The sequence below is a fragment of the Chryseobacterium nepalense genome (genome assembly GCF_023195755.1).
Lineage (GTDB): Bacteria > Bacteroidota > Bacteroidia > Flavobacteriales > Weeksellaceae > Chryseobacterium > Chryseobacterium nepalense.
This window is the reverse complement of record NZ_CP096203.1, coordinates 601,683-623,120: the sequence shown is the minus strand read 5'-3', so window position 1 is coordinate 623,120 and position 21,438 is coordinate 601,683. Positions and strand designations below refer to the sequence as shown.

Here is a 21,438-nt window from a genome sequence, read left to right as displayed (position 1 = left end):
GACTTTGCAAATATAATCATTAATAAGGTTGATTTTTAATTCTGGATTAAATTTTTAAATCTTGTTTAAATGGCTATTTTGAAAGATATTCCCAACACAGCTTTAAGGTTTCAAAAACCTTCAGGATTTAACGATAAAACCATAATTTTTAAAAAACTTAAAATTTACCGGTAAATAATGTGAGAAATATTTTGAAAAGTACGAAAAAGGATTATTTTTGCATTACTAATAAACTGAATTGAAGAAAATTGTCATTTTTTCATTATTTCTGTCAGGGATTGTTTCTTATGCACAAACAGGAACAAACGTTTACCCGTTTTTGAATATTCCGGTTTCTGCGAGACAGGCTGCTCTTGGCGGCGATGCAATTTCTGTAAGAGATCATGATGTTTCCTTTGCCATTGCAAACCCCTCATTGCTCAATAAAGATTCCGATAACCAGCTTTCCGTGAATGCTGCAGCATATCTTGCCGATTCCAAATACGGAACAATAGCCTATGCCAAAGATTTTGACAACGGTCATATGGCTACCATTAATGCAAGGTATATGAGCTATGGAGACATTCCGAGAACCGATGAAAGTGGTTTCGAAAACGGCACATTCAAGGCTTCCGATGTTGCCATTGGTGCTGGATATGCCTATCAGTTTGAAGAAAACTGGACGATAGGCGGAGGATTAAATTTTATCACTTCTAAGATTGATAACTACACCTCTTCTGCCATATCAGGAAACGCAGGAATTACGTATCATAATAAAAAGAACAAAGAAACGGCCTCTCTGGTATTCAGAAATTTTGGATATCAGTTTAAATCATTCAACGGAACCAGGGAAAATCTTCCTTTTCGCGTAGATTTGGGATACACCAGGATTTTAAAAGCTATTCCGCTGGCGATTACCATTACGGCACACGATCTTCAGGAATTCGATATTTCTTCACAATACAACGTAAACGGTCAGGAAGTAAATGTGGGAAGAAAAATTGCCGATCATTTCTCTATTGGTGCAGAACTGTTCCCTGAAAAAGGATTCAATATCAGGCTGGGATATAATGTAAAACGCGGAAATGAACTGGCAGTGGCAGATCAGAGAAATTTCTCAGGGCTTTCAGCCGGATTTGGCATTAAATTATCAAGATTCCGAATCGATTATGCCCATGTAAGATATCATAATTCAACCAATGTTAATCAGATTGGTGTTTCGGTAGATCTTGTAAGCCATGCCGGAGAATAATTAAAACAAAATCATTTACATATATCCCTGAATTTATTCGGGGATTTTTAATTTAAATATTTGATGGAAAGCCGGTTCTAATACTTTTATACAGCTTGATGCATATCATCATCAATAAAATCCTCAAACTTTACTTGGTTTTTAATAAAAAATCTGGAAATTTGTGCCATGAAAAAACCTGTTATAGCAATCGATGGGTACTCGTCTACCGGAAAAAGTTCAATATCTAAAATTATTGCCCAAAAACTTGGGATTATTCATTTGGATACGGGTGCACTCTACAGAGGCGTTACCTGGTTTGCCCTTCAGAACTGTTTGAACGACGACGGATCAATTAATCTTCAAAGTCTGTTTTCTTCTTTCGATGAAATAGAGCTTGAATTTAAAAATGATAATGGCGAGCTGGTTCTTTTCTTAAATCATATTGATATTTCAAAAGCGATCCGTACCAATGAAGTGTCAGAAAATGTAAGTTTTGTCGCAAAACAGAAGGAAGTAAGGGATTTTCTTCTGCAGTCTCAGCGTTCTTTGGCAGAAAAAGGCGGAATTATTATGGACGGACGTGACATCGGGACAGTAGTTCTGCCAAATGCGGACTATAAGTTTTTCCTGACGGCAAGTATTGATGAAAGAACAAAAAGACGCTATCAGGAACTGATAAGCCTGGGAATGGAGGCCAATGAACAACAGGTAAAAGAAAACCTTATTATACGCGATAAGATTGACAGTGAACGGGAAATAGCCCCTCTTAAGCAGGCGGATGATGCTATCGTAATAGACAATACCACCATTTCGAAAGAAGAAACGATAGAAAGTATTCTTTCATACATCAAAAACATTTAACACTTTTTAATAGATGTTTGGCTCCTTTGGTATATTAATTGTACAAATATTAAGCAAGTAAAACTAGTATTATTAACTATTAAAAAAAACGAAAATGTCTAAGAAAAACAATACAGCGGGTATTTTGGCAGGGCTTCTTGCAGGTGCTGCGGCGGGTGTAATTTTAGGAATGCTTTATGCTCCGGAAGAAGGTAAGGAAACCAGAAAAAAAATTAAAGAAAAAGCTAATGATATTAAAGATCAGGCTAAAAACAAATACGGAGAGGTTTCTGAAAAGGTAAAAGACCAGTACAGCAGTATTTCTTCTACTTTCAAAGAAACAGCAAGTAACGTAGCTCATACTATGAAAGACGGATACGATAAATACAAGGATCAGATTGTTTCAAAAACTGCAGATGTAGTAAAAAATGTAGAATCTGAATTAAACGATCTAAAACAATAAAATAATTTATTTTTTAGGTAAATTATGAGAAGGAACTTTATAAACAAAAGTTCCTTTTTTTGTAACTTTAAAGAAAAACAATGATTGAAACTATTAAAGAATACGCATCGAAAAGAATTGACCTCCTGAAAATTGAAGCCACAGAAAAATCTTCACTTTCAGCCGGAGTTGTTACCTATCTTGTTTTAATGTTGGTAGCCTTTGGTTTTTTCATTATCCTGTTCAACTTTGGGATTGCTTTTCTCATAGGAAAAGCTGTGGGCGGTACATCTTATGGATTTCTGATTGTAGCAGCATTTTATTTTCTTATCATGATGATTTTAATGGTATTAAAAAAGAAAATTGTAAATTATGTGGCAGATCAGGTTATTAAATTTTTAAATCATTAAACTATGGGCAGAAAGTATGAGAGCTTAGAAGAATTAAGAAGAAAGAAAAAACTGTTGAAACAGGAAATCGAAGGATTGGAAGATCTTCTTACATTCAAGAATACGAAAGAAAGTTTAAGTGCATTCACCAATGGTTTGACAGATCAGTATCTCGAAGAAAAAGTAGATGAAGACGGCGACGAAAAAGTAGTGCTGAAAAAAGACGTAATCGCCAAACAGATCACTTCTGAAATAAAAGGAGCATTAATCAATAAAAATACAGCAATGGGAATTGCGGGATCTGCTTTTAAAGGGGATGCTGCAGATATGCTGATTAAACTCGGCGTTACTGCCATTGTAGGAAACTATGCCAGAAAAAGCCTTAAGAGTTCAAACTGGAAAAGGAAAGTTGCCGGAGTAGCATTAATCTATCTTGCTCCGATTGCATTGAGATTTATCAGAAAAAAATTGGAAAACTACCAGAAAAACCAAAGTGTTTCAAGTATGGAACAACTTATTTGAGTTGGAGTGTGGGGGCGTTTGAGTGTTTTAAGTTATTTCTAACTCATCAACTCTCCCACTCTCAAACCCTATTACCCTTTTTCACTGAAAAGCTGTCCTAAAATAATTCCGGCTGCCATAGACACATTCAGGCTTTCTGTGGATTGTGATTGCCCAAATCTGGGGATCATTACACTTTTTTCTAAAAGTCTTTCGGTTTCAGGACGCATTCCATTTCCTTCATTTCCGAGAATCAGATTCATTTTTTCCGGTTTGCTAAATGAATAGATATTTTCCCCTTCCATATCCGTACCGATATTGATATTCTTAGTCCCGGAAAGATATTCTACTAAGTCGGTGTAAATAATATTTACCCTTGTAAAAGATCCCATACTGGCCATAATCACTTTAGGATTGTAAAAATCAACAGTGTCTTTACTGCAGATAATCTGCTCAATACCAAACCAGTCGGCAAGGCGTATAATTGTACCCATATTCCCCGGATCCTGAATACCATCAAGTATAAGCTGAAGATTTCCATCATTCAGTTTTTTCTCTTCACTAAGGTAGCAAACAGCAACAGAATCTTTGGGATTTTGCAGGAAGCTTATTTTTTTAAGCTCATTATCAGAAATATGGGTTATCGGAGCTTCCGCTCGGTCCAATTTTTGAGGATCGGTAGAAAATATTTCTTTAATTTTAAAGTTAGAATTGAAAAGTTCAGTGATGGTTTTATTACCTTCAACCAAAAACAAATTGTATTTTTGTCTGAACTTCTTTTTATCTAAAGATTGTAAAACTTTTATTGTATGAGCTGTAAGCATTATAAGAATTCTCCTCAAAAGTATTATAAAATTATATCATTTGCAACATTTGTAGGTCTCCTTTATGCTTGTAGCACCACAAAAAAGGTTCCGGACGGAGAATATCTGCTGGTACAAAATAATTTTGAATTTGAAGATAAAAAAACTCCATTTGACGGTGAACTGAAAGGATACGTACAGCAAAAACCCAATAAAAGGCAGTTTCTTTTTATGCCGCTCAGTTTGTGGCTCTACAATGCCGCCAACCCGAAATATGATACCCTTCTGAATGAGTATATGACATATCCCAATGAATTGAGAAATCAGAAATTAAGAGATTCTCTTTTCATTAAATACAATATGAAAAGCAGTGTCGGGAAAAGCCTGTTTTTCGACAGGTTATATCACAACTGGGGTTCGGCACCTGTAATTCTTGATCAGACTAAAACGGAAAAAAGTGCAGAATCAATAGAGAAAAGACTTACCTATCGCGGATACTGGGATGCAGAAGTGAAATTTAAACATGATCTTGATTCAGCAGCAAAAAAAGCAGCGGTAACTTATTTTATTACTCATAAAGATCCTACTTATATCAAAGAATATTATTATAATATCACAGATCCGGCCGTAAAGAATATTTATCAGCAGAAGATCAGGGGAAGTCTGATCAGACAGGGACAGATATTGGATCAGACAGTTCTTGAAAAGGAAGTGACGAGGATCAATGACCTGATGAGGGATTACGGATATTACAGATTTAATAACCTTGGTGACGAGATTTATTTCGTAGCCGATTCTCTGAAAAGCAGAAAACAGGTACCTTTAACCCTTGAAATTCATAAAGATTCTCTGGACAGCCCTTATAAAGTCTCTACAATAGGGAATATTGATGTTGCCATTGTAGATGAAGTAAGTGATTATCCTAAAAATACAAAAAAAGACAGTTTAAGAGGAATACGTTTTCATAAAGTTAATAATCAATATGATTCAAGAGCAATATGGAGAGCAATTACAATCGGAAATAAACAGGTCTACGACCAGAAAAAATTTGATCTTACCAGAAGGAATCTTTTGGCGATGAATAACTTCAGTATACTCAGATCAAGGGATTCTTTAAGACACGGAGGCGGTGCTGCACCGAATGACAGTATCATCGATGTAATGTATGTTCTTAAACCGCTCCCGAAATACGAACTCAAGCTCGGTACGGATGTCAACTATTCCCAGTTGCTGAATCTGGGGGTTTCTCCTTCCGTAGATCTTACGACAAGAAACGTTTTTGGCGGAGCAGAAAACCTTTCCACCAGTCTGTCGGGAACTTTCGGATCGATAAGAAGTACCAAAGATATCAACAGCAGGGTTCTGGCTTATGAAATTTCCGCGCAGGCATCTCTGAACTTTCCAAGGTTACTGCTGCCATTCGATTACTATAAATTGCTTCCGAAAAGGTACAGCCCAACTTCATCCATCGTGTTGGGAGCTTCAGTCCAGAATAATATCGGTCTAGGAAGGGTAAACTTTAATACGGGTTTAAATTATCTCGCCACCGTAAATGATAAAGTATCTCACAGACTTACAATTTTCAATACTCAGCTGAGTTTAACCAAGAATAAAGATGCTTATTATGATTATTTTGTGAATGATGATGAAATAAGAAGGGAAATATTCAGTGATTACTTTGCATTCAACCCTTCCCTGGCGCAGGAATTCACCGCAGGACAACGCACGATAGACGAAGTTTCGAGATTAATTACATTAGATACACAATATGTAGGAACACTCGACCAGCAGGGAGCCGACAGGTTTGTAGCCTTTGTAGGAACCCTTATCAATAAAGACCGCCAGACACAGGATGTCTTAATCTCTTCGTTTATCTACAATTTCGTGTATAATGAAATCGGGAAAAAAGATTATCCGAACTCATTCTATTTCAACGGGAAAGTAGAGCTTGCAGGAAATATCTTCAGCATTTTTAATCAGAAAAGAAATGACGGCGGAGTAATTACCAGCCCGGAACGAACTATTTTCGGCGTTCCGTATGCACAATTCGTAAAATTTGATTTTGATATAAGAAAATATTTTAAATTTAATAATAATACTCTTGTATTGCGGCAGTTTGTAGGTCTTGGGATTCCTTACGGAAACTCTTCCAGTATGCCGGTGATCAGGTCCTATTTTAACGGAGGAGCCAATGATATCAGGGCGTGGGTTCCTTTTGGCGGACTTGGTCCTTCAGATTCACAAATTGACGAACGCGTACGTACTTATATTACGGAAAATCTGAAACTTACTACCAATATTGAATTCAGGGTTCCATTTAACGAAACCTACGAAGGAGCACTTTTCACCGACATCGGTAATATCTGGTCTTTAAAAAACTCTAATGAAGCTGCTGCGGATGAATTTAAGCTTAATAAATTCCTAAAACAGGTTGGTGTTGGAAGTGGTTTCGGGTTAAGGGCAAATATTGCTTATATCACTTTAAGACTTGACCTCGCATATAAAATGTATGATCCTAATAAACCTGAAGGCGACCGATGGAGAATAAAGTACTTCCAGCCGTTTAAACCAACATTGAATATTGCATTCGGATATCCGTTCTAATCCGGAGAAATTCCTAATGCAAAATAAACAACAGCAACCGTTCTGGCCAAAATCTCCCGGAACTGGTTTCTGTAGTAACTTTCGGGTTTGGTAACATCGCGCGCATCAAATCCCAGGGCGTTCATATTGTTGTTTCTCGCAAAAAGAAGTGCCCGGAGATTGTGGAAACCCTGCGACACGATAATTACATTATCTTTTTTATATACATCTTTACAGCGTAGAATACTGCGGTAAGTATTAAATCCTTTCGGGTCTTCGATAATGATCTCTTCAGGAACTCCTTCCTGGTAGATCAGGTAATTTTTCATGGCTGCAGGCTCATCGTATCCTTTGCTTTTTTCACCACTCACCAATATTTTTTTGATTTTTCCATGGTGATAAAGCAATGCCGCCGCGTCCATTCGTTTGGTAAAATACGGATTGGATTGCCCGGATCGCATTTTTGGTGAAGTTCCCAGCACCAGGGCGACTTCTCTCGGCGGAATTTTAGAGATCTTGTTGTATGTCCGCCCGTCAGTGAGGGCAAAAACCCAGGCATTAGCAAGGCATATCAGCAGAATCATGATTTCCACTGATATTAACATGAGGTTAAATATGTTTCTTATTATTCTCAACTCAGATCAAAGTTAAGCTTTATTTTCTTGCTTTTAGCAATAGACATACAAGCCAGGATATGTCCTTTTTCTTCTTCTTTTTCCGTAAGATATTCATTTTCCAGCAGCTCTACTTCACCTTCTTCAAGAATGCACTCGCAGCTTCCGCAGATACCCGACTTACAGGAATACGGTACGGCAAACTTCTGAATCAGCAATTGCTGCAATATTCTCTCCTTATTATCCGGAAGTTCAGTAAAATAGTTTTTCCCGAGCATGGAAAACTCTACATCAATATTTTCGATGACAGGAAATTCTTTTTCCACAGGATAAATATCGTCATTATATTCCTCAAAAAGCTCAAAATGAATATTATTCTTGGGGATTCCGTGGTGATAACATGCGTTGGCCAGTGTTTTAATCATATCCCCTTTTCCGCAGATCAGTACTTCGTCTACGGCATCCCAGATCGTAGATTCTTCATCGGTATCATCCAGATGCAGAATCTGATTGATGATAAGACTCAGCTTTTTATCATCAAGTCTTCCGTGGAATAAACTGTTTGATTGTTTTTCTTTGGAAAAGAAATAAAAAATCTGGAGCCTGTCGCCATAATTCCGGGCAAGAGTATCGAGTTGCTCACGGTAAATCATATCTTCAGAAGATTGATTGCCGAAGAACAGGAAAAGCCTTGTTCTGGGCTCATTATGCAGGATGTTTTTAAAATGGCTGAGAATAGGGGTAATTCCTATACCCGCTGCAAAGCCTACAATGGTTCTGAATTCACTTGGCTTGGAAATCAGTGTGAATCTTCCGGCAGGTTCGCTTATCAACAAAAGATCTCCCACATGATAATTTCTGAATAATTCTGCAGCATCTCCTTCAGATGAATTTATCTTTATACCCAACGCTATTTTTTCTTCATAAGGTGCGGAAGTTATCGAATAATCTTTGATAACATCTTCATCATGAGATTTGAATTTTATACTGACAAACTGCCCTGCCTCAAACCTGAAATTCTCTTTCATATTGCCGGGAATTTCAAATTCGAGAGAAAAAGTATTTTTGGTCAGTTCTTCCTTTTTCGTTATTTTTAGCCAATGAAACTTTGTAAGTTTCCCCTTATAGATTTGTTGTTCCATACTTCAATTCAAAAATAGATAAAAAATAATGAAAAAGATAATCTTATCCACCCTTTTCCTGATTTCGGTTTTCAGTTGTAAAAAAGAATCTGCTAAAACAGAAGACGGAATGGCTGTGCAGGATTCTGCTTCTGTTTCAGAAACCACAGAAGCTCCCGCTGCTTTAAAAATGTACACTGCTGAACAGACTTCCGAGTTTTTAGGTAAAAAGAATGACACCTTATACGTTACCAATTTTTTTGCCACCTGGTGTGGACCTTGCGTGAAGGAAATCCCTCATTTTAAAAATAAAATACAGGAACTTAAAGGAAAGCCGGTTAAAATTACATTCGTAAGTGTAGACAGCAAAACCGACTGGAATACAAAAGTTCCCCAGTTTGTAGATGCACAGGGAATCCGCAACAACACAGTTCTGCTTGACGGACAGCTTCTTGGAGGCGATTTTTTTGCTGCTAATTTTAAAAGCTGGGATGGGGGCGCAATTCCTTTTACTTTTATGAGAAGAGGTGACAAGACCGATGAAACTTTGGGAATGATAAGCGAAGAACAGCTTACCGAAAAAATCAATTCTCTTTTAAAATAAAACATCAGACTTTTTATGTCAGATCAATTTAAAATCCTGTGTTTGGTTTTATTTCTTGCCATTTTATTGGCAGCAATCATTAACCTGAATACGGGGTTTTTAAGTTTAGATCTTCAGGACTTCTTTACAGAATCAGCAAATGGCCAGATTGCGGAAATTCGTGTAAACCGCGTGTTGATGATGCTTTTGGCGGGAATTTCTATTCCGACTTCCGGGTTTCTGATGCAGGAATACTTTCAGAATCCTCTTGCCGGGCCGGATATTCTCGGTATAACTTCTGTGGCAAGTTTATCGGTGGCGTTTTACATTTTTTTTTCACATGATCTGCTGATTCCGGAAATTCTCCAGAACAGCTTTTTAAGCTTTTCTGCCATTGGAGGAAGTTTACTGATGATGCTGATTTTTCTTTCTGTCACCAAAAAACTTCAGAATAAATCTTATTTAATTATTTTCGGTTTTCTGATCTCTGCCTTTTCCGGAGCCGTTGTTTCTCTATTACAATTGTATGCAGAAAATCAAAGTTTAAAAAATTATATTTTGTGGTCCTTCGGAGCGAATAATATGGTTTCCAGGAATCAGATTTATGTCTTGTCAGTTTTAGTTTCAGTGGGTTTATGGGTTTGTTTTAAAAGTATAAAACCTTTAATCGGAAATTCGTTAGGAACATCGTATGCGCAGAGCCTGGGAGTTAATCTGAACCAGCTTAAAATATTCATTATTGTTGCTTCATCCCTGCTTTCCGCTTCGGTAACCGCTTTTTTAGGTCCTGTTTTGTTTATAGGAATTATTGTTCCACACTTCTGCAGATTAATTTATAATCCGGCAAAACTCTGGCAGCAATGGATTTTAAACATGTTTTTAGGAATGCTGATCATGTTGATCTTCTCAATAATCGCAGAAAAAACTCAGATTCCGTTGAATGTGATAAGTTCAGTCTTTGGAATTCCTGTGATTTTGGGAATGCTTTTGAAGCAGAATAAAGTATGAAAATGAATTGTGAATGAGTAAATTGTTAATTTTAAAACTCTCTCGCGGATTTTGCAGATGGCGGAGATTTTTGAGTATACTTTAATTTTATTCCAAGTTTGTCATTCCGTAGGAATCTAAATTAACTTTGTAGAGATGCTTTCAGCATGACAAAATAAATATAAAAATTAAACATATTATTTAGTAATAGCTTAAAAATCTGTGGAAATCCTCGAAATACGTGGAAAATAAAAACAAAATGCACCTACAAATCAGACAGGCAAACCTCGGTTACAGTAAAACGTTAATCTCAAATGCAGATACCCATCTGAATCTGGGAGAGGTTTGTCTGCTTATTGGAAATAACGGGGTCGGAAAAACAACTTTAATTAAATCCATTTTACACCAGATTCCGCTTCTTAAAGGTGAAATCAGCATTAATGACAAAAATATAAAAGAACTTTCGGCAAAAGAAATTGCAGAGCAGATTGCTGTTGTTTTCTCAAGTTCGGTTATTCCTCAGAATTATACGGTTGAAGATTTGATTTCATTGGGAAAATATATTTATTATCCTTTTTATTTTGAACTTAAAAAAGAAGACCGAGACGAAGTTGCACATATTATCGAAAAACTGGATTTGGTTCAGTATAGACATACGCCGCTCAGAAACCTTTCGGATGGAAATCTGCAGAAAGCATTTATCGGAAGGGCTATTACACAAAACTCTCCCGTTATCATTCTTGATGAACCGACAACACATCTTGATGAAAAAAATAAAATTATTATTCTCAAAACACTTCGTTCTTTAGCCAAAGAACATCATAAACTTATCCTGTTTTCTTCTCACGACTGGAGGCTTGCTAAAGAATTTGCCGATAAAATATGGTATGTAAAAGATCAAAATTTATATACCGGTATGGTGGAGGATATTCTTTTGCAGCATGAAGAACTTACCCGTGCTACGCTATTTGAGATCAATCCGGAATTTGTTCCGCCACATATCATTGCTCCGGATGTGTACAAAGAAATGTTGTTTTCATTACTACAGAAAAATTTCAGAAAAGACCTTTCCAGATTCACGTTTGAATTACAAAATAAGCATTGGACGATTTCAGGATTTGCAGACATTCACCAATGTGAATCTTTTGAAGATATTGTTATTTTATTAAAAACCATTCATTAATACTTTCTCTTTTATATTAAATTGATATATTATGCATGCATAGTATTATGCGCGTCATATCAATTAATCTTTTTATTATCAATGTGTTAACAAATTTTAACTTAAATAAATGCTATGCATGCATAATATTTAGTATATTTGGTTAAACCTTGATATGAAAATGATGGATAATAAAAAAGATAAAATAGAAAATGTTGATCTAATTCTCAAACAAACCTGGCTTGCCGTTTCAAAGATGTACACTGAAATGGCTCAGGAACACGATTCTACGGCTGTTCAGGCACTCACTCTTCTTAAAATAGATCCGAAAGAAGGAACAAGAAGTACAAATCTTGGTCCTAAAATGGCAATTGAACCTACATCTTTAACAAGAATTATCAAGCTTCTTGAAGATAATGGATACATCTACAAAGAAAAGACGACCACCGATAAAAGAGAAGTTATCATAAAACTTACTGATAAAGGACTTCAGTCAAGAAATATGTCTAAAGAAGTAGTGGTTAACTTCAATAAAAGAATCATGGAGAAAATTGCTCCTGAAAAGCTCGAAACTTTTAAGGAAGTCATGAATGAAATTATGAAGATCGCTACGGATTTAAACAACAGGAAATAATGTAAAGAGGTCTTCTGACAAACAGGATCTTTTAAATACATAACGGGAGCTTTCGCCATTCAGAATAGCAATAAAATTAAACAATTACAAATAATAAATCAAATGAAAAGAAGAATCAAACACGTCACAGTTCTTGGTTCAGGAATTATGGGAAGCGGTATTGCAGCGCATTTTGCCAATATTGGCGTTCAGGTGTCGTTGCTGGATATTGTTCCTTTTGAACTCACTGAAGCGGAACAGAAAAAAGGTTTGACCAAAGATGATAAGGCAGTAAGAAACAGGATTGCCTCAGAAAACTTTGAAAAACTTAAAAAAGCGAGTCCTGCCCTGCTCTATTCTCCGAAATTTGCTGACAGAATTAAAGTTGGAAACTTCGATGATGATTTACCTAAATTAAAAGATACCGACTGGATCATTGAAGTAGTTGTTGAAAAACTGGATATCAAGAAGTCGGTCTATGAAAAAATAGAACAGTTCAGAAAGCCAGGAACATTAATTTCTTCCAATACTTCAGGGATTCCCATTCATTTTTTAACAGAAGGAAGAAGTGAGGATTTCAAACATTATTTTGCTGGAACCCATTTTTTCAATCCCGTAAGATATCTTCCTCTTTTAGAAATTATTCCAACTCATGATACACTTCCTGAAGTAATCGACTTCTACATGAATTATGGTGCTAAATTTTTAGGAAAAACAACGGTTTTAGCAAAAGATACACCGGCATTTATTGCCAACAGAATCGGCGTTTTTTCTATGATGGATTTGCTTCACAATGTTCAGAAATTAGGTTTAACCGTTTCCGAAGTTGATAAATTGACAGGTCCTGTAATTGGCCGTCCGAAATCTGCAACTTTCAGAACTGCTGATGTTGTAGGTCTGGATACTTTGGTTATGGTAGCAAACGGTGTTCGCCAAAGCGGTGCTGAAGCTAATGATTTTAATGATGTCTTTGCACTTCCGGATTACATCCAGAAAATGGTTGATAACAAGTGGCTGGGATCTAAAACAGAACAGGGCTTCTATAAAAAGGTAAAAAATGAAGGCAAATCTGAAATTCATGGGTTAAATCTTGATACTTTAGAATATGAACTTCAGGGGAAATCTTCTTTCCCGACGCTGGAATTAACCAAAACAATTGACAAGCCAATTGACCGATTTAAAGTATTGATCGGCGGAAAAGATAAAGCCGGAGAACTGTACAGAAAATCTTTAGGTGCATTATTCGCTTATGTTTCTCATAAAGTTCCTGAAATCTCTGACGAAGTTTACAAAATAGACGATGCCATGAGAGCCGGATTCGGATGGGAAAATGGCCCGTTTGAAATTTGGGATGCCGTTGGCGTTCAAAAAGGTGTGGAATTGGCTAAAGATGCAGGTTATGAAGTTTCAGACTGGGTTAAAAATGTAGAAACATTTTATAAAGTTAATGATGAAGGACAAAGCATTTACGTTGATAAAAACTCCGGTGAATACAACAACATTCTGGGACAGGATGCTTTTATTATTTTAGATAATATCAGAAAGAATAAAACACTTTGGAGTAATTCTGGTGCCGCTATTGAAGATTTGGGCGACGGAATCATCAACTTTGAAATCCGTTCTAAAATGAACTCTTTAGGAGGCGAAGTTCTGGATGGATTAAACAGAGCGATTGATTTAGCTGAAAAAGAATATGACGGATTGGTAATCGGAAACCAGGGAACCAATTTCTCTGTAGGAGCCAATTTAGCAATGATTCTGATGATGGCTATCGAGCAGGATTGGGATGATCTGAACATGGCAATCGCTTATTTCCAGAAATCAATGATGAGAGTTCGCTATTCCTCTATTCCTGTAGTCGTTGCTCCTCACGGAATGACGCTGGGTGGCGGTTGCGAAATGACCATGCATGCCGACAGAGTGGTTGCAGCAGCGGAAACATATATCGGACTGGTTGAAACCGGAGTCGGTGTTATTCCCGGCGGTGGAGGAACTAAGGAATTGACCTTGAGAACTTCAAGAGAATTCCACAATGATGATGTGAAGAACAACAGGCTTCGTGACGCTTTCATGAATATAGCGATGGGTAAAGTAGCTACTTCCGCTTATGAAGCGTACGACATGGGAATTCTTGAACATGGAAAAGATATCGTGGCAGTTGATAAAAGAACGCAGATTAAAACCGCAAAAATGCTGGCTAAAAGCTTAGCAGAACATGGTTACACACAGCCTATCGAACAAAGGGTAAAAGTTTTAGGTAAAGATGCGCTTGGAATGTTCTATGTAGGAACCGACCAGATGCTTACCGGAAATTATATCTCCGAACATGACAAGAAAATCGCAGACAAATTAGCCTACGTCATGGTGGGAGGAAATCTTTCCGAACCAACTGTGGTTACAGAACAGTATTTATTGAATCTTGAAAGAGAAACTTTCCTGCAGCTTTGCGGAGAAAGAAAAACATTGGAGAGAATTCAATATATGTTGCAAAATGGCAAACCGTTGAGAAACTAACAGAAGCTTCGTAGGAGCGAACTGTTAATAGCAGAATAATATAAATTGATAAAAGCTAAAGTTTTTGAGCCCTGAAAGGGCGAAATAAAATAGCATCGGGTGAAAACCGGTGTAAATCCGAAATAATTTAAACAAATGAAAACAGCATATATCGTAAAAGGGTTCAGAACGGCCGTTGGGAAAGCACCCAAAGGAAGTTTAAGATTCACAAGACCCGATGTAATGGCGGCAACCGTAATTGAAAAATTAATGGCTGAACTTCCGCAATTAGATAAAAACAGAATCGATGACCTGATTGTAGGAAACGCTATGCCCGAAGCTGAACAAGGCTTAAATGTGGCACGTCTGATTTCCTTAATGGGTTTAAACACCGATAAAGTCCCTGGAGTTACCGTAAACAGATACTGTGCATCAGGAAGTGAGGCGATTGCCATTGCTTCTGCAAAAATTCAGGCCGGAATGGCAGACTGTATTATTGCCGGAGGTACAGAATCGATGTCATACATTCCGATGGGAGGATATAAACCTGTTCCTGAAACAGATATTGCCAAAACAAACCCTGATTATTACTGGGGAATGGGTTATACTGCGGAAGAAGTGGCTAAACAGTATAATATTACGAGAGAAGAACAGGACCAGTTCGCTTTTGAATCTCATATGAAAGCCTTAAAAGCCAATCAGGAAGGCAGATTTGCCAGTCAGATTGTTCCGATTCCTGTTGAATATAATTTTCTGGATGAAAATCAGAAGATACAGTCTAAAAAATTCGATTTCTCAGTAGATGAAGGTCCGAGAGCTGATACGTCTCTGCAGGGTCTTGCAAAATTAAGACCTGTTTTTGCTAATGGTGGAAGCGTAACCGCCGGAAATTCTTCTCAGATGAGTGACGGAGCAGCTTTTGTGATGGTTATGAGTGAAGAGATGGTAAAAGAATTGGGTCTTGAGCCGGAAGCAAGATTGGTTGCTTATGCAGCTGCAGGATTAGAACCGAGAATCATGGGAATGGGACCTATATACGCTATTCCAAAGGCCTTAAAACAAGCAGGTTTAGAATTAAAAGATATTGAATTAATAGAGTTAAACGAAGCATTCGCATCGCAGTCTGTTGCTATTAAAAAAGAATTAGGCTTAAATCCGGATATTCTCAATGTAAACGGAGGAGCAATTGCTTTGGGTCACCCTCTTGGATGTACCGGGACGAAGTTAACCGTTCAGCTTCTTGACGAAATGAGAAAACGCGGAAACAAATACGGAATGGTTTCCATGTGCGTAGGAACAGGACAGGGAGCAGCAAGTATTTTTGAATTGCTTTAAAGATAAAAAGAGAATAGACAGATAGATAATAGATTAAACACAAGAAATGATGAATGATTATAAAAAAATCTTTTAGTCATTTTTTTAATATTTCTTTAGGTTCATCATTTGAATTGCAGACACAAATATTGTTAGCAAATCATAGAAAATATTTATCTGATTATCTAAAAGTCTCAAAAAAATAAATAAAAATCAAGTATTAAATGGGAAATATAGTAAAAGGTGGTGAATTCTTAATTAAAGAAATTCCTGCAAACGAAATCTTCAGTCTTGAAGAACTGAATGAAGAACAGAAAATGCTTCGCGATTCTGCGAAAGAATTTATAGACAGAGAAGTCGTTCCGCATCATGATCGTTTTGAGAAAAAAGATTATGCATTAACAGAAGAAACAATGCGTAAACTTGGAGAAATGGGACTTCTTGGAATCACCGTTCCTGAAGAATACGGCGGTCTTGGAATGGGATTCGTAAGCACAATGCTTGCTTGCGACTATGTTTCGGGAGGAAATGGTTCATTAGCAACAGCTTACGGAGCTCACACTGGAATCGGAACACTTCCAACCCTCCTTTACGGAAGTGAAGAATTAAAAAAGAAATATCTTCCGGATCTGGCTACTGGAACGAAATTCGGAGCTTATTGTTTAACGGAACCCGATGCCGGTTCTGATGCCAACTCTGGAAAAACAAGAGCGAAATTATCTGAGGATGGAAAACATTATATCATCAACGGACAAAAAATGTGGATTTCCAATGCAGGTTTTGCGGATACATTCACTTTATTTGCTAAAATAGATGATGATAAAAACATCACAGGTTTCGTCATCAACCGTTCTGAACTTGAAAATCCTGAAAGCTTAACTTTCGGTGAGGAAGAGCATAAATTAGGAATCCGTTCGTCTTCTACCCGTCAGGTTTTCTTCAATGATATGAAAGTTCCTGTTGAAAATATGTTGGGTGAAAGAAATAATGGTTTCAAAATCGCTCTAAATGCATTGAATGTTGGCAGAATTAAGTTGGCGGCAGCTAATCTTGACGGACAAAGAAGGATCTTAAACCACTCTATTCAATATTCAAATGAAAGAAAACAATTTGGCGTTTCTATTTCAACTTTCGGAGCAATCCGAAAGAAAATTGCAGAAATGGCAACCGGAGTTTTTGTAAGCGAAGCAGGATCTTACCGTTTGGCAAAAAATGTTGAAGATAAAATTGCAGAATTAGTTGCAGGCGGAATGGATCATCAGCAAGCTGAATTAAAAGGTGTTGAAGAGTTTGCGGTAGAAGCATCGATTCTTAAAGTTTTTGTTTCAGATCTTACTCAAAATACAGCAGATGAAGGAATCCAGATCTATGGAGGAATGGGATTCTCAGAAGATACTCCAATGGAATCTGCATGGAGAGATGCAAGAATCGGAAGAATTTATGAAGGGACCAACGAAATCAACAGACTTCTTGCCGTTGGAATGCTGATCAAAAGAGCAATGAAAGGAGAATTAGACTTATTGTCTCCGGCGATGGCAATCAGCAAAGAACTGATGGGAATTCCGTCGTTTGAGGTTCCTGACTACTCTGCTTTTATGAGTGAAGAAAAAGCAATCATTGCCAATCTTAAAAAAGTATTCTTAATGGTTTCAGGTGCTGCGCTTCAGAAATATATGATGGATATTGAAAAACAGCAGCATTTGTTACTGAATGCCTCTGAAATTCTTAACCAGATCTATATGGCAGAATCTACAGTGTTGAGAGCCGAAAAACATTTCTCACCGGATTCTGTAGAAGCAGCAATGGCTCAGCTGAATCTTTACAAAGCCGTTGAAAAAATCATTACTGCAGCAAAAGAAGGAATTGTTTCTTTCGCTGAAGGCGATGAACAGAGAATGATGCTGTCCGGATTAAGAAGGTTTACAAAATATACCAACCATCCGAATGTAGTGGCATTAACAGAAAAAATTGCTGCCCATTATATTGAAAAAGGAGCTTATTAGTCTTTTATATATAAATTTGATTTCAAGGCGTCTCAATGTTGAGACGCTTTTTTATTGCAACAAGGAATACCAAAATGAAGTGTAGAATGTAATAAAAATAAGATTTAAGTTGTTTTTACTATGCCTAATTATAGTTTAATATTAAAAATTTTTACTGATGAAAATACTAGTAATTCCGGTTATATTGTTTGCAGTGTCTGCTTCGGGACAGCAAAAAGAAAAGAAACTTCTGATACCTTCTGATACTACGAAACACAAGAAGTCTTATTTCCCCGATAAAGAAAGGAAGCCGGCTGATCCTCAAAGAAAAATATACAAAATGCCTTCTGCAAAACCTGATGAGTCGGTATATTCCAGCCTCAAAGACAAAAGAAAAGATACTACGGATTATAAGATGCTTAATTCTATAATACCTGAAAAAGGTTCGGATAATAAATAATTATATTTGAAATTCAGGAAGACATCCTTATTACACGAAATTATTATTAAAAAAATGTCTCAGATGTTGAGGCATTTTTTATTTTTGTACTCTACTTATTAACGATGACAAAAGAAGAACTGCTCAACAGAGCAATAAAAATAGCCGACAAGGCACATAAAGGACAGACGGATAAATACCATGCACCATATATTGCCCATGTCATGCGTGTCATGGAATACGGAAAAACGTTGGATGAAAAAATCGTAGGTGTTCTCCATGATGTTGTTGAAGACCATCCACAGGAATTCAGCCTGGATTATCTGCGTGGCGAAGGCTTTCCGGAATATATCATTTTTGCGATCAGCTGCCTTACTAAGTTTGACCCGGATGAAGAGTATGATGATTTTGTAAGAAGAACCGAGCGTTCACCATTAGCCGTTGCCGTAAAACTTAATGATTTAAGGGATAATATGGATCTTCGAAGAGTAAACCGAGAGCTGACTCCTAAAGACATCAAAAGATTTAACAAATATCTTAAAGCTTACCATTACCTGATTGAAAAATATTAGATAAAAATGACTAATAACCTTCCTCCTATTTCTTCTGCTTACCGTGCTAAGCTGATCTCTTCTATTGTATCAATTTCCGTATTTTTTATTGTATACTTTCTGCTCATTCTTGTGTCTCTGACATTAATATTTTTATTGGGATACGGTGCGGTAAAAATCATTACCTTATATGCCAATTACTTGACTATTGTTCTTGCATTAGGCTTATTCAGCATAGGTTTGGTTGTATTTTACTTCCTTATCAAATTTATTTTCATAAAAAACAATTATAGTACCCGTCATCTCATTGAAATTGACCGAAAAAAGCAACCTGAGCTTTTTGCCATTATTGATGAAATTGTTGCCGAAACAGCTGTAAAAATGCCGGGAAAAGTATTTTTATCTCCTGATGTGAATGCAAGCGTAAGCTATAATTCTCTTTTCTGGAGTATGTTTTTTCCCGTTAAAAAAAATCTCACTATTGGAATCGGATTGGTAAATTCCACTACAGTTGGAGAGCTTAAAGCTATTTTAGCCCATGAATTCGGGCATTTCTCACAAAAGAGCATGAAAGTCGGCGGATATGTTAACCAGGCTGAAAAAATTATTTTTGATACTGTTTACAACAACAGGGATTATGAGCAAACCATTAAAAACGGGTCAGGATATTGGGCGTTTCAGCTTTCGGGAATGATCTCCATAGGTTTTATCAGCGTCTTTCAATATATTCTTAAGTTTTTTTCGGATTTTATTTTTAAAAATAATGCCTCTCTCAGAAGGGAAATGGAATTCCACGCTGATGCCGTTGCCACATATGTTACCAATCCTAAAGAGCAGATTTCGTCCCTGCTGAGATTGGATATCAGCAATGCTGCTTTTATCAGTTCTTTTAATTTTTATACCGAAAGTAACGGAAAATATCTCCCGGAAAACCTTTTTGCAAATCAGACTGCTTTAATGAAGCTTTTCAGTGAGAGAAATAACCATCCTTATAGAAACAGTTTGCCTGTCATCGAAGAAGATGATTTGACACGGTATAACAGAACAAAAATCGAAATTGAGGACCAATGGGCTTCTCATCCCGAAACACAAAGAAGAATCGAAATGATTCGGAAAAATAGAACAAAAAACAGTCCCGAAAATAATGAGCTTGCAAAAACATTAATTCGCGGTTATGATGAAATCGGTAAAATATTAACGAATAAATATCTTACGCTTAATAACATTAAAAATGTAGGCGAGGTAATCGGCGATAATGACTATTTTATTCAGCTTTACAATGAAAAATATCCTCTTCAGAAGGTAAGTATGTATTTTAACGGCTATTACGAAAATCATAATCCTATTCTGGAAAACATTGACGACTTACTCCACTCTTCGGAAACTTCAGTATATGACGAGCTCTTCAGCCCTGAAATGGTTTCATTGATATCCGAAAAAAACGGAGCCGAGTCGGATCTTTTTACGCTGAGTCAGATTGCTGCAAATCCAAAAGCGATAAAAACATTCAAATACAATGGAACCTTGTATAAATCAAAAAATGCACAAAAATTAATTCCGGCTCTTACCAAGGAAGCGGAAAGTTTGAAAAACAGACTGGCAGATAATGACTTTAAGATATTCAGGTATTATTACAATATTGCAAATGATGCTGATAAAGAAATCCTTAAAGAAATGTATATTAAATTCGCTTCTTTGGACCGAGAATATGACACGTTTGAAAATGCCGTTAGCCAGTTTATCCCATACCTGCAGTTTATGTTGGTTACTTTGCCTGTCGGAGAAATCCAAAAACACAGATCTACATTGCTGAGAAACGAAAAACCCTTTAAAGATACTGTGAAACAATTTGTTGAAAAATCAGCGTATAAAGAGCTTCTGACAATTGAAAACAAAGAGCTGATGAATAACTTTATTCAATCGGAATATATTTATTTCAACAATGACCGGTATATTCAGAAAGAAGTAGACATGATATTTACCTTTATTAATGAATACCGTATGATATTGAATCAATCCTACAGTGATTATAAAAACCAGCTTATTGATTTTCAGGCAAACATTAAAAAGAACGGTAATTAATCCGCGCCAGGGAAGTCATAGGTCTTTTTGGGATGCTTCGTCCCGTCGATATTAACGTTTAAAGCCAGGTATACAAAGTGGAAATTTTTATTTCCCGAAGCTTCAAATTCCCTCTGCCATAAATAACCGCCGAGAACACCGAAGTAGTCGTCAATCTGATAGCCGAAACCGCCATATACCCTGTTCCTGGCGAAAGTAGGCTTCATCGGGCTTACAAGGAAAATTTCATCATACACATTGGCGAAAACAGTGCCTTTTTTCACTTCTTTTGCATTCAGCGGCACACTTATGTTCAGACGGTATCTGTAGCGCATTCTTTCAGAGCTTTTGTCGGTTTGAGGTTCATAGAACCAGCTTTTTTCCGCACGAAGCCTGTTTTCAAATTTCACGATGCCTTTTTTAAAATCAATGACGTCCTGAAGCCAGACCCTGAATTCTTCTTTATTAATTTTCTGGTCCTTGTAAGTGGCATATCTTCCCAATCCGATAAAAGGCTTGTGATTTTTAGTAAGGTTATAACCCAGTCCGCCCTTTATTTCATAGTAATCCGGATACGTGTATTCCTGGATTCCTCTCGATTGTCCTTCAGCGTATAGAAAAAACTTCGGATGAAATTTATAGGTAATGGTCAATGCATTAAAGCTGGAAATATGTTCCTGTGCTTTGAGGGATATTACACTTAAAAATAACCCCAAACCTAAACCGAATGACAATTTCATCTGAAAA

At 36.8% G+C, this 21,438-nt stretch carries 21 protein-coding genes; 17 read left to right on the top strand and 4 right to left on the bottom strand.

Annotation, left to right across the window (positions count from 1 at the left end; translation table 11 throughout):
- Positions 1 to 238 precede the first annotated feature (238 nt).
- From porQ to M0D58_RS02535, 5 genes are all read left to right on the top strand, one after another.
- Positions 239 to 1,231, top strand: a complete 993-nt coding sequence (porQ, locus tag M0D58_RS02555; RefSeq protein ID WP_248393450.1) for a type IX secretion system protein PorQ — start codon at positions 239 to 241, stop codon at positions 1,229 to 1,231.
- Positions 1,232 to 1,399: 168 nt separating this feature from the next.
- Complete coding sequence (gene cmk / locus M0D58_RS02550; RefSeq protein WP_248393449.1) at positions 1,400 to 2,074, top strand: (d)CMP kinase; 675 nt, start codon at positions 1,400 to 1,402, stop codon at positions 2,072 to 2,074.
- Between the two features lie 94 nt (positions 2,075 to 2,168).
- Complete coding sequence (locus tag M0D58_RS02545) at positions 2,169 to 2,516, top strand: YtxH domain-containing protein (RefSeq protein ID WP_248393448.1); 348 nt, start codon at positions 2,169 to 2,171, stop codon at positions 2,514 to 2,516.
- Positions 2,517 to 2,596: 80 nt separating this feature from the next.
- Positions 2,597 to 2,905: a phage holin family protein gene (locus M0D58_RS02540; RefSeq protein ID WP_248393447.1), complete on the top strand. Its 309-nt coding sequence runs from the start codon at positions 2,597 to 2,599 to the stop codon at positions 2,903 to 2,905.
- 3 nt (positions 2,906 to 2,908) lie between these two features.
- Entirely contained in the window at positions 2,909 to 3,406 is a 498-nt protein-coding gene (locus M0D58_RS02535; protein ID WP_248393446.1) for a phosphoribosyl-ATP pyrophosphatase, read from the top strand.
- Positions 3,407 to 3,477: 71 nt separating this feature from the next.
- Here M0D58_RS02535 and M0D58_RS02530 read toward each other — a convergent pair whose 3' ends face one another.
- Positions 3,478 to 4,209, bottom strand: a complete 732-nt coding sequence (locus M0D58_RS02530; protein ID WP_248393445.1) for a TrmH family RNA methyltransferase — start codon at positions 4,207 to 4,209, stop codon at positions 3,478 to 3,480.
- Between M0D58_RS02530 and tamL the strand changes: the two genes are divergently transcribed.
- Positions 4,195 to 6,792, top strand: coding sequence for a translocation and assembly module lipoprotein TamL (tamL, locus tag M0D58_RS02525; RefSeq protein ID WP_248393444.1), 2,598 nt, complete (start codon positions 4,195 to 4,197; stop codon positions 6,790 to 6,792). The genes M0D58_RS02530 and tamL overlap by 15 nt on opposite strands.
- On the opposite strand, the gene M0D58_RS02520 is transcribed toward tamL, so the two are convergent.
- Both M0D58_RS02520 and M0D58_RS02515 read right to left on the bottom strand, forming a co-directional pair.
- A complete protein-coding gene (locus M0D58_RS02520; RefSeq protein ID WP_322926132.1) occupies positions 6,789 to 7,376 on the bottom strand; it encodes a SanA/YdcF family protein in 588 nt (195 codons plus the stop codon). The genes tamL and M0D58_RS02520 overlap by 4 nt on opposite strands.
- A gap of 26 nt (positions 7,377 to 7,402) precedes the next feature.
- Complete coding sequence (locus M0D58_RS02515) at positions 7,403 to 8,527, bottom strand: flavin reductase family protein (protein WP_248393442.1); 1,125 nt, start codon at positions 8,525 to 8,527, stop codon at positions 7,403 to 7,405.
- A 28-nt stretch (positions 8,528 to 8,555) separates the two neighbouring features.
- Between M0D58_RS02515 and M0D58_RS02510 the strand changes: the two genes are divergently transcribed.
- The 11 genes from M0D58_RS02510 to M0D58_RS02465 all read left to right on the top strand — a co-directional run bounded on the left by M0D58_RS02510 (position 8,556) and on the right by M0D58_RS02465 (position 20,712).
- On the top strand, positions 8,556 to 9,110 hold the full coding sequence (locus tag M0D58_RS02510) for a TlpA family protein disulfide reductase (RefSeq protein ID WP_248393441.1): 555 nt from the start codon (positions 8,556 to 8,558) through the stop codon (positions 9,108 to 9,110).
- Between the two features lie 15 nt (positions 9,111 to 9,125).
- Positions 9,126 to 10,097, top strand: a complete 972-nt coding sequence (locus tag M0D58_RS02505) for an iron ABC transporter permease (protein ID WP_248393440.1) — start codon at positions 9,126 to 9,128, stop codon at positions 10,095 to 10,097.
- Between the two features lie 238 nt (positions 10,098 to 10,335).
- Positions 10,336 to 11,259, top strand: coding sequence for an ABC transporter ATP-binding protein (locus M0D58_RS02500; protein ID WP_248393439.1), 924 nt, complete (start codon positions 10,336 to 10,338; stop codon positions 11,257 to 11,259).
- Between the two features lie 163 nt (positions 11,260 to 11,422).
- Entirely contained in the window at positions 11,423 to 11,872 is a 450-nt protein-coding gene (locus M0D58_RS02495; RefSeq protein WP_248395005.1) for a MarR family winged helix-turn-helix transcriptional regulator, read from the top strand.
- 102 nt (positions 11,873 to 11,974) lie between these two features.
- Positions 11,975 to 14,365: a 3-hydroxyacyl-CoA dehydrogenase/enoyl-CoA hydratase family protein gene (locus M0D58_RS02490; RefSeq protein ID WP_248393438.1), complete on the top strand. Its 2,391-nt coding sequence runs from the start codon at positions 11,975 to 11,977 to the stop codon at positions 14,363 to 14,365.
- Between the two features lie 135 nt (positions 14,366 to 14,500).
- Positions 14,501 to 15,679, top strand: a complete 1,179-nt coding sequence (locus M0D58_RS02485) for a thiolase family protein (protein ID WP_248393437.1) — start codon at positions 14,501 to 14,503, stop codon at positions 15,677 to 15,679.
- A 53-nt stretch (positions 15,680 to 15,732) separates the two neighbouring features.
- Positions 15,733 to 15,864 (top strand): four helix bundle protein, encoded by a 132-nt coding sequence (locus tag M0D58_RS18160; RefSeq protein ID WP_263603123.1) that lies wholly within the window; start codon positions 15,733 to 15,735, stop codon positions 15,862 to 15,864.
- A gap of 18 nt (positions 15,865 to 15,882) precedes the next feature.
- Positions 15,883 to 17,661, top strand: coding sequence for an acyl-CoA dehydrogenase family protein (locus tag M0D58_RS02480; RefSeq protein ID WP_248393436.1), 1,779 nt, complete (start codon positions 15,883 to 15,885; stop codon positions 17,659 to 17,661).
- A 157-nt stretch (positions 17,662 to 17,818) separates the two neighbouring features.
- Positions 17,819 to 18,100, top strand: coding sequence for a hypothetical protein (locus tag M0D58_RS02475; RefSeq protein WP_248393435.1), 282 nt, complete (start codon positions 17,819 to 17,821; stop codon positions 18,098 to 18,100).
- 104 nt (positions 18,101 to 18,204) lie between these two features.
- Positions 18,205 to 18,651 (top strand): phosphohydrolase, encoded by a 447-nt coding sequence (locus tag M0D58_RS02470; RefSeq protein ID WP_248393434.1) that lies wholly within the window; start codon positions 18,205 to 18,207, stop codon positions 18,649 to 18,651.
- Between the two features lie 6 nt (positions 18,652 to 18,657).
- On the top strand, positions 18,658 to 20,712 hold the full coding sequence (locus M0D58_RS02465; protein WP_248393433.1) for a M48 family metalloprotease: 2,055 nt from the start codon (positions 18,658 to 18,660) through the stop codon (positions 20,710 to 20,712).
- On the opposite strand, the gene M0D58_RS02460 is transcribed toward M0D58_RS02465, so the two are convergent.
- Positions 20,709 to 21,431, bottom strand: coding sequence for a DUF2490 domain-containing protein (locus M0D58_RS02460; protein WP_248393432.1), 723 nt, complete (start codon positions 21,429 to 21,431; stop codon positions 20,709 to 20,711). The genes M0D58_RS02465 and M0D58_RS02460 overlap by 4 nt on opposite strands.
- Between the last annotated feature and the right edge of the window lie 7 nt (positions 21,432 to 21,438).